The following is a 12238-nucleotide window of genomic DNA, read 5'->3' on the forward strand; positions in this document are numbered from 1 at the left end:
ATTCTCAGTGGTTAAACCGGCTCCGGCGACGGGGCTTTGAAAGGCTTGAGCGAAATGCGGGGAAACTCGCACGTTTCGTTCTTAGGGGAGGGCCCGGTGGCAACATCGGGTCCTTACCCGACCACACTGCGCCCAGGCCGTCTGGCAGGCGTTTAACGCGCGGCACGATGAGCGGTTTCACTTCCACTTCACGCCGTTGCACGCGAGTTGGGTCAATCAGATCGAACTCTGGTTTGCCCGCTACACGCGCCGGGTACTGCGTCACGCGAGCCACACGAGCATCGCGCATCTGCGCGAACGCACCGAGCAGTTTATCCACGCGCACAATCAGGTGGCACGCCCGTTCAAATGGAGTTTCCGGGGCTACCCGTTGCAAACCGGCGCATTGTAATCAAGGNAGCGGGCGTTGGGAAACATTGCCAGGCAACGGCACACTCGACGAGATGGCTGAGGTGGTCGTCACGCTCCTGCACCCGTATCTGCAGCCCGATAATTATTAAAGCTAATTAAGGGATGTTGTACTAGCTTGGGGGTCAGGGGGCGCGCCAAGGTGCGCGTTTCGCGGTTTACGCAACCTGCATGCCAATATTCGATCTGCATCGATCAATTCGTAATAGATAAAAACCACTAGTTGCTTCGTGTGAATCGATATGCGATTCTAATGACCTCAATCCTGAGATCCCTAGTGATGCCAGACTCTCATCCCCCGGTCGAAGAAGCGGCCAGCCTGCTGTTCAACCAGTCGCTGGAAAAAGGGCTGGCCGTGCTGGCCGCCTTCAGCGCCGTTCGGCGCACCATGACCATCGGCGAGGTTGCCGAGGCGGCTGGCATCAACAAGAGTTCCGCGCAGCGCATGGTCTTCACGCTGGAGCACCTGGGCTACCTGCGCAAACATCCCAAGACACGGCGCTATCAGTTGACGCCGCGGGTGATGCGGATCGGATTCAATTACCTGGCCGCCGATCCGCTGATCGACGTGGCCAATCCATTCCTGTCGGAACTGACCAAGCTGACGACGGAAACCACCTGCCTGACGGAGCCGGACCAAGCGGACATGGTCTATGTCGCGCGCTTTGTCAGCGCCCAGTTCGTGCCGGTACACATGCCGATCGGCAGCCGCATCCCCATGTACTGCACCGGCTCCGGCCGCGCCTACCTGAGCGCTTTGCCGGAAGGCGAGGCGCTGACACTGCTCGAGCGCTCGGAACGCGTCGCGCACACGCCGCATACACGCACGGATGTCGCGGAAATCGTGGCGACGCTGCGTGAAGCGCGACAGCGCGGCTATGCGATCAATTGCGAGGAACTGTTTCACGGCGACATGACGCTTGCCGCGCCGGTGATCGCCGGCAACGGACGGCCGCTTGGCGCCATCCATGTGGTCGCGCCCACCAGCCGGTGGTCGTTGGAAGAGGCGCAGGCGCGGCTGGCGCCGCCGTTGCTGCAGAGCGCGCGTGCCATCAGCAGTTCGGTGCGTGCGCTGGGTTAAGCCGGGTACAGGGACAGGGGCGATGGAGGGAGAGGCCCAGCGCGAGGATACGCCTTAAGCCTTGCCTGAAGCCTTGTTGCTCCAGCCGATACGATGCCGCTCCTGCGTGGCCGCGTGCCGCGCATCCTCTTCGCTGTGCAGGTACGCGCTCGTGGTAGCGATCGAGGCATGGCCAAAGTTGTCGCGCACAAAACGCAGGTCGACCTGCTGGTCGGTCATGTGCGAGCCCGCGGTGTGGCGCAGCCAGTGCGCCGAGGCACTGGCCAACACCGCGGCCTGCGCCTCCCATTCGGGCCCGCGCGCCCGCAGGTGTTCGGCCGCCAGGCCGAACACCTCTTTCAGAATCAGGTGCAGCGCCCCGCGTGACAGGGCCTTGTCGCGCCCCTGATCACGGCCGATGACTGGCAGCACCAGCGGGCGTGTCTCCCCGGGCCGCGGCGTGGCCGGCAGTCCGTGCGCGCGGCGGTAGCGCGCCAGTTCGGCGATCAGCTCGTCGGTGGCCGGTACCAGTCGGGTCCTATTACCCTTGCCGGTCACCTCGAGCCACCAGCGTTCAGTGCCCTGGGCATCGCGCCGGCAGAAGAATGCCCCCATGGCCGTGCCGGTGACCTCAGATGCCCGAAGCCCGCCCAGATAAAGCACCGTACAGAGCCAACGGCAGCGCGCCGCATGCAGGCGCTCGCGCTCGGTCGCGGTCGGCATCGCCGCGACGGTGTCTTTCACGGTCGCCCACCAGTCATGGCTCAGGTAGCGCGTGATGCGCGGTTGGGTGGGCGCGCGCCGGCGGCGGGCCAGCGCGAGCGGGTTGCCGGCCAGGTAGCCGGCTTCGGTGAGCCAGGCAAACAGCGCATTCAGGATAACCATCGCCTGGCGCACGCTGCCGGGCGACAGCGGCCCGGCAAAGGGGCGCCAGTCCGGATGGCTGCGTGCGAGCTTCTTGCTGCCGGCCAGGACCCAGCGCGCGGCCGGCTGCGGATCGGCGAGGAAACGTTCGTACGTGAGCAGATCCTCGTGCGTCAGCGAGGACAGGGGCTTGCCCAACTGCAGCACGGCCCACAGCAGCAGCCGCTCGGCTTCGCGCCGGTAGGTGGCCAGCGTCGCGGCGCTGTCGGCATAGCGCGCCAGCCAGGCGGTCACGGCGGCCAGGTCGTCGGCCGCGGCGATGCGGGTGGCGTTGGCGGGGGCGCGGTTGCTGCCGGCCGCGCCGGACAGCGCCGGGGTCAGGCGCAAGCGCTCGAGCGGGGTGGGAAGCGGGGCGGCCAGGCTATCCAAAGGTTTGATCGGGAGCAGTTCCATGGTGTATCGGCCGAAGCACATGCTATTTGCGTCACTATAGCATATAGGTAGACATAAGCGCAGTTATGTCTAAACTATTGAAACAATCGTTAGCAATTAAACGTATTACGTAGTAATATATCGAGTCATTCCACTCCCTTTTTCCCGATGCCGGCAGCCGACCTGGATCTGACCGACGCTGCGCTGCAGGCCGCCATGGCCAATGACATTGCCGACCTGCGCAGCCGTTTTCCCGAAACCCGTGCGCTCTATCGCGAGGTCTGCGGGCTGCTGTTTTTTCGCTACGGCGTGACGCCCACCGCCAACAAGCTCTACAGCCTGGTGCGCAAGGGCAGCATGGGCACGCCCGCGGAGGTGCTGCAGCAGTTCTGGCGGGAGCTGCGCGGCCGGACGCGCGTGACCATCGACCATCCGGACCTGCCGGACCCCCTCAAGCAGATCGCCGCCGAGGCGGTCCAGACCATCTGGCAGTCGGCCAACGAAGCGGCGACCGCCGAACTGGCGACGCTGCGCGCGGAAGCCCGGCACGCCGCGAGCGAAGCGGAAGCCGAGCGCGATGCGGCGCGCGTGGAGACGGCCGCCGCGCGCGAGGATGCGGCGGCCATTGCCGCCCAGCTGGCGGAAGCGCGGCAGGCGCACGACACGGTGCAGGCAGACCTGGCCGCGGAGCGACAGGCGCACGCCGCCACGCAGGCCCGGCTCGAGGCGGGGAGGACGGAACTGGAGGCGGGCCGGCGCCAGCTGGACGCCTTGCGAACCCAATTCTCGGCGGAGCTGGAGCGCGCGCGCGAGGCGGTGACGCTCGCGCAGGAACGCGCCGAAGCCAGCGAGCGGCGCAGCTTGCGCGAACTCGACCAGGAGCGCACCGCGCGCCAGAAGAGCGAGCGCACGGCCGAAGACCTGCGCGCCGAACTGGCGGCGGCACGCAGCGAGGCGCGCGATGCGGCCGTGGCGCAGGCGGAGGGCCGCGCCAAGCTCGAAGCGCAGGCCGCGGCGCTGACCGAGCGGCTCGCGGTAGCCGAGCAGGCGCAACGCAAGGCGGCGGGCGACCTGGAGGCCGTGCAGGCGGAACTCGCCGCGGCACTGCGCCGGGCCGAGCGCGGCGAAGCCGAAGCGGCGCTCGCGCGCCAGTTGCTGGCCACCCTGCGCGTCGCGCCGCCCGAACGGGACGGCGGTGGTGGAAGGCGGCGCAAGGGCGGCAGTTCGGCGGCGACCGCGCCGGAAGAGCAGGGCGACGGTCAGGGGGAAGCTCAGCAGGATGAGTTGGCCGGAGAACAGGGCGACGAGCCGGGGGCGGCGCTACCCAACAATCAGGACGAAGGCAACGACGGCAGCGATGACAGCAAAGACTGAGCGGGGAACGCGATCCGCTGAAGCGAACGACACGCAAGAGACAAGGTCTCACCGTCCATGGAATAAGGAAGCGTCTGCACCTGCAGTGTCTTCAATGAAGGAGAGCGAATTGACCCCGAAGCAAGTGGTGGAACCCGTTGTCGCGAGCCAGGCGACGGACGGACTTGGTCAGATGGAGCTTCCCATCGCGGAGGCGATGCGCGACGCGGATCCCGTCATGGGTGAAGCCAGGGATGCAGGCGTCGGTCGTGGCAGCGCTGACACGCAGGCCCGACGCATGGACTTCTGGTCCACCAGCCGGGATAGCGGCCCGACGGCGACCGTGTCATATCGGCGCCGGCGGCCTTACGCAGCCCCGGACGCTTCAACGAACGACGTGGCACCGGAAGCATCGAGGGAAGCCGCCGCCTCGGAAGCGTTGAGGGAATCTGACGCGCCGGCAGCGCCCATGGAAGCCATGCCCTCGGAAGCGACCACGGAAGCCGTGGCCGAAGCTCCGGTTGAAGTCCTGGCCACGGACGAGCCGACGGAAGCTGCCGCCCAGGACGAACGGACCGAAACGGCCGCCCCGGTAGCACCGCTTGACGCCCCAGCTCCGGAAGCGGCGCCGGAAGCGAGGCAGGCCCCGAAGCGCGGTCGGAAGCCGAAAGCGCTCACCGAAACTGCCGCGGCGGAAGCTGCGCCGGAAGAGACGCGGGCCCCGAAGCGCGGTCGGAAGCCGAAAGCGCTCACCGAAACTGCCGCGGCGGAAGCTGCGCCGGAAGAGACGCTGGCCCCGAAGCGCGGTCGGAAGCCGAAAGTGCTCACCGAAACCGCCGCTCCGGAAGCTGCGCCGGAAGAGAGGCGGACCCCGAAGGGCGGTCGGAAGCCGAAAATCCTAGCTGAACTTGCCGCTCCGGAAGTCCCGACTCAAGAGACCCCAACCCGGAAGCGCGGGCCGAAGCAGATAGCACTGCCTGGAGTGGAGGCTGCCCCGGAAGCGCCGACTCAGAAGACGCGAACCCGGAAGCCGCGACAGGAGCAAAAAGCGCCTACCGCAACCCAAAGCCCGTCCAAATCCTCACTGCTCGCTCAACTGGCATCTGTCAATGCGCAACTTGAGCAGTTGCGAGCCACGGAAGTGCCAAAGGTCGTGGAGGAGATTCAGCAGTGGATGCAGGAGTACGACCTCAGCATTGAGGACATTGCGGGCAAGCCCAGTGTTGAGCCCGCTGCCCGCGCTGTTCCGACCAAGACGAAGGCCGCGCCGCGCCCGAGGTACCGCAATCCCAAGACGGGCCAGACCTGGTCGGGGCGCGGTCGGGCACCCGCGTGGATTGGCAAGAAGCCCGAGCGTTTCCTCATCGATCGCTTGTCCTGAACGACAGGTTGGCGGGCGCGGCCGGTCCGCCCCCCTTCTGACGAGCAAACTCGGCAGGCCGGAAGTTCGGCGGCCACTGCGTAGGAAGACCAAGGGGAAGAGCTGTGCAACGAGCCGGGGGCGGCGGCGCTGCCTGGCAATCAGGACGAAGGCAACGACAGCAGTGACGGCAGTGACGGCAGCGATGACAGCAAAGACTGAGCGGGCGGACGCGATCCGCTGGATTCAGGCGCAGATGGACGACTACGGGCTCACCTTGGAAGACCTCGACGCGGCGGGGTGCTTCGCGCCGCCGCCGCCGCCGCCGCCGCCTCCACCGCCCGCACCACCGGCGCCGGTGGTCTGCTACCGCAATGCGGAAGGGCTGACCTGGGACGGGCAGGGCGAGATGCCCTCGTGGCTCAAGCGGGCCGTCAATGCGGGGCAGAGCGTCGAGTTTTTCCGGGTGGGATAGGCCCGCCGATGCATTCGGCCCTCAGACCAACGGCAATCTGACGAGGGCTCACCGACACAACCCACGACGACCCATTTATGAAAGTACGCGTTTTTACCCTGTTGTAGCTCGCCGCCATGACGAGCGGCGGTATGCTGCCACCCACGCCGGCACACGCCGGCGTGTTCGACGATGAGCAGGCGCGCAAAACGGTCATCAACCTGCGCGACCAGTTCAACAGCTTCCAGGGCACGGCTACCCAGCGCATTGAGCAGAACAGCCGCACCACGCTCGACCTGCAGAACCAGTTCGAAGGTCTACGCCAGGAACTGGCGCGGCTACGCGGCCAGAACGAAGTGCTGCAGAACACGGTAGCGACGCTGCAGAAGCAGCAGAAGGACTATTACGCCGACCTGGATGCGCGCCTGAAGAAATTCGAGCCGCAGCACGCTTCGGTCGAAGACCGCCAAGGCACGTCGCAGCCGGGCGAGAAGCCCGAATACGACGCCGCGCTCAAGCATTTCCAGGCGGGCGACTTCAAGAGCGCCGGGAATGCGTTCTCGTCGTTTATCAAGAAGTATCCGCAGAGCCCGTACCTGCCGCTGGCCCAGTACTGGCTCGGCAACTCGCTCTACGCGCAGCGCGACTACAAGGGGTCCACCTGGGTGCTGCAGAAAATGATCCATGCCAACCCGACGCATCCCAAGGTGCCGGACGCCATGATCGCGGTGGCCAATAATCAGATCGAGTCCGGCCAGAAGGCTGCCGCGCGCAAAACGCTGGAACAGGTGGTGGCCAGGTATCCCGGTACCGAAGGCGCGCGTGCGGCGATCAACCGGTTGAAGACGCTGAAGTAAGTGCGGGCGGGTTCCAGCCAGCCCGCACAGTGCGCCAAAGGGCCGCCGTGGGGTCATCGATTAGAAGGGACTCCCCGTCCCGAGGTTTCGGCGGAAGCCGCCAGTTGGCACCAACGTGCCATGATGGCGCGTCGAGGCTGCATCACAACCCATGCTGCCGGCTGGCTAAACGGGTACTGACACAGCTGCAGGTGCAATGGCAGTTTTCACGCGAGCGGACCTGGTCCACTTCTTGTCGAGCACGGCGACAACGATCAGCCCAAGCGACGGGCTCAGGATCAACGAGAAGATAATCCATGTGGCGCCGGAGCGTCCCAGTGCGTTGGCAAAAAGGCCAACCGCGAAGGAGCAGGTGATCCAGGCAACAATTGCAAGCATGGCGGCAGATCCCATGAATCAAAGTGATCGCCACGCGAAACGGCGAGCCACCAGTATGGGCACAACTGCAATCAGTAGCACTTGGGGAAAGGCATTAAGGGAAAGCGCTAAATGGACCACTGGATCCGGTGCAGATTGCCGACTATGGGACTGGACGCTGGAAGGCCTCTGAAAGGGCGGGGCGCTTCGGCCAGTCGCCGCCTCCACCCGACCGCCGGTGGTCTGCTATCGCAACGCGGGAAGGCTAGCCCGCGACAGGAAGGACGAGATGCAGTCGAGCATGCGGCGTCAGTGCTCGTCAATGCTTCGCATGGCCAAGGGCGTTTGATTTTGCGCTGCGGCTGTCACTGAGTCGGTTCCTAATACACCGTTCAATGCCATTTTCGCGCCAGACTTCTTGAGGACCGGTCCCCAATCGACCAGCCGATAGACCGGTCCGTCCTTCTCGATACGAACCCCGGCCTGCGCCGCCGCTTGCTTAACTAGCATGGTCACAGTCTTCTTATCGATGCCAGTCCGCGCTACCACCTTGACCAAGGTCGCATCGGTGATGGCGTCGATCGCAGCCAGAACGGTAAGCATTCGCCGCAGGTCGCCCCTGGGGTATTTCGGCACGTCGTTGTCATCAACTGGCATCAATTACCCGCTCACGATGTTGGATCGGATTACCCGCTACAGTCTTTTAACGGCAGAGAAACGACGGGGTTGACATTTGCAGTGCGCGTGGCCATGGCGCAGCCCGGGGGCATGCGCTCTGACGGTCCAGATGATTCACACTAGTCCCGACTCGGCCAACCTAGATGCCGCGGCGCCAGCCCGACAGTCCCAGAACGACCCTTCTCCGTCATCGGCAGTTCAGAGTCGAACGGCCGAAATGGCCAGAGCCGCGGTCATTCCAACCGAGCCTTGGACGTCCGAGAAGGTCGGCAAGAGCTCCTCTTGGCCGGGAGCAAGCTGTAGTTGCCTTCAACCCTAAGTTCGCGGCATTCCGCCTGCCACCAAGGGGAACTGTCCGCAATATCGATCAACTCAGAGGTTCGCCCAGCAGGTGATCACCGAACTGTTCCCGCAAGCGGTTTTTCAGGATCTTGCCGGTCGCACCCAAGGAAATTGCATCGACGAAGACCACGTCATCCGGGGTCCGCCATCTTGCGACTTTTCCTTCATAGAAGGCGAGCAACTGCTCACCCGTGAGCTCTGCTCCCGGCTTCCTGGCGACGATCAGCAAGGGGCGCTCATCCCATTTGGCATGCTTCGCCGCGATGCAGGCCGCCTGCGACACCGCCGGATGAGCCATCGCAATGTTCTCCAGATCAATCGACCCTATCCATTCGCCTCCCGATTTGATCACGTCCTTGCTGCGGTCAGTAATCTGCATGAAGCCATCGGCATCGATGGTAGCAACGTCTCCAGTCGGGAACCAGCCGTGCGCTTCGCCATCGATCTGAAGCGGGCTGCCGCCTTCATTCCTGAAGTAGTTGCGCACCACCCATGGCCCGCGCACCAGCAGGTCGCCGGAGGTCACGCCGTCCCAAGGCAGTTCTTGACCGTCCGCACTGACGATCTTCACATCGACGCCAAATACTGCGCGACCTTGCTTGGACTGCACTTCATAGCGGTCTTCCGGGAGCATTTCCATATGCCTGGATTTCATTGCGCCGACCGTACCGAGCGGACTCAGCTCGGTCATTCCCCATGCATGCAATACCGCTACGCCGTAGTCCTCCTGGAATTTTCGCAGCATGGAAGGCGGGCAGGCCGCGCCGCCAATGATGGTGCGCTTCATGGTCGAAAACTCGAGGCCGCTCTGTTCGAGATAGCCCAACAGGCCCTGCCAGACCGTTGGCACGCCGGCGGAGAGCGTGACCTTCTCGGCTTCAAACAAGTCATAGAGCGATTTTCCGTCCAGTCCCTGGCCAGGGAATACGAGCTTGGCGCCAGTCATGCATGCGACGTACGGAATGCCCCAGGCATAACATGGAACATTGGCCCCACCGGCAGGATCACGTCGCGTGCCGAGCAGTTCAGCGCATCCGGCAGCGCCGCCGCATAGGTATGCAACAATGTGGAGCGATGGGTGTACAGGACGTCCTTCGGATTGCCGGTGGTGCCGGACGTATAGCACAGCGTACTGGCGGTATCCTCGTCGAAGATCGGCCACGTATAGGCCGTAGAACTTTGCTCGATCAGGTCTTCGTAGCACTGCAGGTTCGCGATGATGGAATCCCGCGGCATATGCGTGCGATCGGTCATCGCGATAAAGGCCTTGACGGTCTTGCAGCGGCCCGCAATGGCCTGGACCAGCGGCAGGAAGGTCAGGTCGAAGAAGATGTACTGGTCTTCCGCATGATTGGCGATATAGACGACCTGGTCCTCATGCCGTCGAGGATTGATAGTGTGCATCACCGCGCCCATGCCGGAGATGCCGTAGTACAGCTCCATATGACGATAGCCGTTCCATGCCAGCGTGCCGACGCGGTCGGACGCGTTCACACCCAGGCTGGTCAGCGCGTTGGCCATCTGGCGGGCGCGGCGGTGACAGTCGCGGAAGGTGTAGCGATGGAGGTCGCCCTCAACCCGGCGTGACACGATCTCCGTATCGCCGTGGTGTCGATCCGCATGCACGATCAGTGAGGAGATCAACAACTGCTTATGCATCATCAAACCGTTCATGGGTCAATTCACCTTCTGTAGTCTTGCGTAAGTCTTGGTGTCACGCCGCGAGGCCGGCCTTGGCCTGTGGCGGTATTCGGGCTGTGCCGCAAGCTTGATCCGTTCCTGCGTGGTCATCTGGTCCCGCTGCCCTGTCCGGGGTTGCGTTCTTATGCCACCGGGCAGAGCCTTCGCGGGAAGATCGTGCTGGGGCATGTGGTGCGCACGGTCAGATCACGACTCCGCCATTGGGGCTGATCACCTGTCCGACCAGGTAATGGTCGCCGGCCAGGTAGGTCACGGTCGACGCATATTCCTGCATCGTGCCCAGGCGTCCAGCCGGGACGACCTGCCAGAACTGGTTGCGCTTTTCCTTACCAGCGGCCGCGAAATATTCCGTAAATTCTGGAGTTGCCACACCGCCTGGAGCCATGGCATTGACAAAGATATTGGCGCCGGCTACTTCGGCAGCCACCGATTTGGTGAAGGCGATTACCGCGCCTTTGGTCGCGCAGTAATTCGGGCTATGCGCGCTCATCGCCGAGAAGCCGGCAATCGATGCGATGTTGATGATCTTGCCGTCGCGCTGGGGTTCCATCAGCTTGAGCGCTTCGCGTGTGCAATAGAACACGCCGTGCACATTAACGTCCCAGTAGCGATGCCAATCTTCGTCGCTCATATGGCTGGTAAAGCCCAGCGACTGGCGCGGCACCGGGGAGGTGATATAGGCATAGTGCTTGTTGCGGCGCTCGACGTCGATTGGCCGGTTCGGCACGAGCGCGGCATTATTGACCAGGATGTGCAACGTGCCGAAGCGTTCGGCGATAGCGGCGAACATGTTGTCAACTTCGATGCTCGAGGACACGTCGCAGCGCAGCGCGAGGCACTGTTCGCCGGCCGCTTCCACCGCTGCGCGCGTTTGCTCGAGTGCGGGCATGTCGATGTCACAGATCATGACGTGCGCACCCGCCATGGCGAGGTCGATCGCGATAGCGCCACCCATGCCGCGACCGGCGCCAGTGACCAGGGCGACTCGCCCTTGCAGATTTTTCCTTTGATTCTGCGTCATGATTCCTTACCTTGTGGTTTGCAGGGGATGAATGTCGATGGCCGGCTGCTGGCACGACGCGCGCGCGGCCAGCGCGAAGAACAGTGCCGAAGAAATTGCCAGCACATCCGTGGTCAGCAGCACGCGTGTCAGAGGCACAGTGGTGCCATTTGCGATGAGGTAGTCTGTCGCAGCGCCCACGGCCACGGTGCCAATGGCGATCGCGAAGACGTTGATGCATAGCATCGTGAAGCCAGAGATCGTCGACCGCATTTTTTGCGGTGCCATGCTAGTGATAGCCGCATTGGCCGGGCCGTAAAGTGCCAGCGGCAGGAAGAAGCCCACGCACATGCCGATGTAGAATAGTGCGGATCCGGCAGGGGCGAAACGATAGGCGATGATGAACGGTGCGCAGAACACGACGAGCAGCGTCATGAACGTGGCATGTCCGCCAGGTAGTTTGCGCGCCATGCGGTCGCTGAGGACGCCACCCACCACCGAGCCGAGCGTGCCGAACAGCAGTTGCAGCGCGCCGATGCGGGTGGCGATGCCGGCGGCATCCATGCCGCGCTCATTCACCATCCACAGTTGCGTAAAAGAGAGGCTAGCGAAGGCGATGTGCGTTAGCACGAAGCCAGCAATGGTGAAGCGAAGCGCGCGATGCCCCCTGATCAGCCGAAGTACGGTGAGCACTTGTTGCAGGGCGGGCGCGCCCCGATCCTCGGGCGCAAGCTGGCCGCGATATTCCTTCAGCAATGCCAGCGGCATGGCGATGGCGACGCCGATCACGCCCAAGGCATAGAAGGTCGTGCGCCAGCCGTGCGCGGCACCAATGGTGCCGGCCAGCAGGAAGCTGCAGCCGATGCCCAGCGGGATGCCCATGAAGAACAAGCCCATCGCCGTGCCGCGCCGCTTCTCGGAGAACAACTCGGCCAGCAAGCCCACCGCGGCTGGCACCAGGGCCGCCTCGCCGCTGGCGACAAAGAAGCGCGCGATCGCCATTTGCTCGAAGGTCTGTGCATGGCCAGAAGCCCAGGTGCAGACGCTCCAGATCAGCACGCCGGCCGCGATGATCCGCGTCCGGCTGAAACGATCCGCGAGCGTGCCCATGAACATCGCCATGACGCCGAAGCTCAGCACCCAGACCGCGCCGACCAGGAATCCGTATTGCGCATTGTTGATCGCCAGATCCTTGATGATTTGCGGCGAGAATCCCAGCAGCACGTTACGGTCGATGTGCGCAAGCAGGTGGATCGTCAACAACGTTGCCAGAACGGCAGAGGGGCATTTTTTCCAGAACATCAGATGTCTCCAGAGCGCAGGATCATTTGTCTGCCGGACGGAATACGGTACGCTGCCGCAGTCCGTCCGG

At 63.8% G+C, this 12238-nt stretch carries 10 protein-coding genes and 2 pseudogenes; 6 read left to right on the forward strand and 6 right to left on the reverse strand.

Annotated elements, in window-relative coordinates; all coding sequences use genetic code 11:
- Positions 1 to 124: 124 nt before the first annotated feature.
- Together DN412_RS26960 and DN412_RS26965 are read left to right on the forward strand one after the other, a co-directional pair.
- Positions 125 to 391, forward strand: a pseudogene (locus DN412_RS26960) (IS630 family transposase); the annotation flags it as partial.
- A 297-nt stretch (positions 392 to 688) separates the two neighbouring features.
- Entirely contained in the window at positions 689 to 1489 is an 801-nt protein-coding gene (locus DN412_RS26965) for an IclR family transcriptional regulator (RefSeq protein WP_115214378.1), read from the forward strand.
- Positions 1490 to 1543: 54 nt separating this feature from the next.
- Here the strand turns inward: DN412_RS26965 and DN412_RS26970 are convergent, their stop codons facing one another.
- The gene (locus DN412_RS26970) at positions 1544 to 2785 is read right to left on the reverse strand and encodes a tyrosine-type recombinase/integrase (RefSeq protein WP_115214424.1); all 1242 of its coding nucleotides are present in this window, start codon (positions 2783 to 2785) and stop codon (positions 1544 to 1546) included.
- 147 nt (positions 2786 to 2932) lie between these two features.
- Between DN412_RS26970 and DN412_RS26975 the strand changes: the two genes are divergently transcribed.
- The 4 genes from DN412_RS26975 to ybgF all read left to right on the forward strand — a co-directional run bounded on the left by DN412_RS26975 (position 2933) and on the right by ybgF (position 6788).
- Entirely contained in the window at positions 2933 to 4138 is a 1206-nt protein-coding gene (locus DN412_RS26975; RefSeq protein ID WP_115214379.1) for a DNA-binding protein, read from the forward strand.
- 94 nt (positions 4139 to 4232) lie between these two features.
- Positions 4233 to 5498 (forward strand): H-NS histone family protein, encoded by a 1266-nt coding sequence (locus DN412_RS26980; protein ID WP_115214380.1) that lies wholly within the window; start codon positions 4233 to 4235, stop codon positions 5496 to 5498.
- Between the two features lie 184 nt (positions 5499 to 5682).
- Positions 5683 to 5952, forward strand: coding sequence for an H-NS histone family protein (locus DN412_RS26990; RefSeq protein ID WP_115214381.1), 270 nt, complete (start codon positions 5683 to 5685; stop codon positions 5950 to 5952).
- A gap of 116 nt (positions 5953 to 6068) precedes the next feature.
- Entirely contained in the window at positions 6069 to 6788 is a 720-nt protein-coding gene (gene ybgF / locus DN412_RS26995) for a tol-pal system protein YbgF (RefSeq protein WP_115214382.1), read from the forward strand.
- 165 nt (positions 6789 to 6953) lie between these two features.
- Here ybgF and DN412_RS27000 read toward each other — a convergent pair whose 3' ends face one another.
- From DN412_RS27000 to DN412_RS27020, 5 genes and pseudogenes are all read right to left on the reverse strand, one after another.
- On the reverse strand, positions 6954 to 7166 hold the full coding sequence (locus tag DN412_RS27000; RefSeq protein WP_208647663.1) for a hypothetical protein: 213 nt from the start codon (positions 7164 to 7166) through the stop codon (positions 6954 to 6956).
- A gap of 288 nt (positions 7167 to 7454) precedes the next feature.
- A complete protein-coding gene (locus DN412_RS27005; RefSeq protein ID WP_115214384.1) occupies positions 7455 to 7802 on the reverse strand; it encodes a hypothetical protein in 348 nt (115 codons plus the stop codon).
- Between the two features lie 388 nt (positions 7803 to 8190).
- Positions 8191 to 9839 (reverse strand): annotated as a pseudogene (locus DN412_RS27010) (3-(methylthio)propionyl-CoA ligase).
- Positions 9840 to 10047: 208 nt separating this feature from the next.
- Positions 10048 to 10887 (reverse strand): SDR family NAD(P)-dependent oxidoreductase, encoded by an 840-nt coding sequence (locus DN412_RS27015; protein WP_115214385.1) that lies wholly within the window; start codon positions 10885 to 10887, stop codon positions 10048 to 10050.
- Positions 10888 to 10893: 6 nt separating this feature from the next.
- Positions 10894 to 12168 (reverse strand): MFS transporter, encoded by a 1275-nt coding sequence (locus DN412_RS27020; protein ID WP_115214386.1) that lies wholly within the window; start codon positions 12166 to 12168, stop codon positions 10894 to 10896.
- Between the last annotated feature and the right edge of the window lie 70 nt (positions 12169 to 12238).

Source organism: Cupriavidus lacunae (assembly GCF_003353055.1).
In the GTDB taxonomy this organism is placed as follows: Bacteria; Pseudomonadota; Gammaproteobacteria; order Burkholderiales; family Burkholderiaceae; genus Cupriavidus; species Cupriavidus lacunae.

What these genes read in the sequence shown, in the direction of transcription:
- DN412_RS26965 (WP_115214378.1), top strand. Translation starts at nt 689, where the DNA reads ATGCCAGACTCTCATCCCCCGGTCGAAGAAGCGGCCAGCCTGCTGTTC.
- DN412_RS26970 (WP_115214424.1), bottom strand. Translation starts at nt 2,785, where the DNA reads ATGGAACTGCTCCCGATCAAACCTTTGGATAGCCTGGCCGCCCCGCTT.
- DN412_RS26975 (WP_115214379.1), top strand. Translation starts at nt 2,933, where the DNA reads ATGCCGGCAGCCGACCTGGATCTGACCGACGCTGCGCTGCAGGCCGCC.
- DN412_RS26980 (WP_115214380.1), top strand. Translation starts at nt 4,233, where the DNA reads ATGAAGGAGAGCGAATTGACCCCGAAGCAAGTGGTGGAACCCGTTGTC.
- DN412_RS26990 (WP_115214381.1), top strand. Translation starts at nt 5,683, where the DNA reads ATGACAGCAAAGACTGAGCGGGCGGACGCGATCCGCTGGATTCAGGCG.
- ybgF (WP_115214382.1), top strand. Translation starts at nt 6,069, where the DNA reads ATGACGAGCGGCGGTATGCTGCCACCCACGCCGGCACACGCCGGCGTG.
- DN412_RS27000 (WP_208647663.1), bottom strand. Translation starts at nt 7,166, where the DNA reads ATGCTTGCAATTGTTGCCTGGATCACCTGCTCCTTCGCGGTTGGCCTT.
- DN412_RS27005 (WP_115214384.1), bottom strand. Translation starts at nt 7,802, where the DNA reads ATGCCAGTTGATGACAACGACGTGCCGAAATACCCCAGGGGCGACCTG.
- DN412_RS27015 (WP_115214385.1), bottom strand. Translation starts at nt 10,887, where the DNA reads ATGACGCAGAATCAAAGGAAAAATCTGCAAGGGCGAGTCGCCCTGGTC.
- DN412_RS27020 (WP_115214386.1), bottom strand. Translation starts at nt 12,168, where the DNA reads ATGTTCTGGAAAAAATGCCCCTCTGCCGTTCTGGCAACGTTGTTGACG.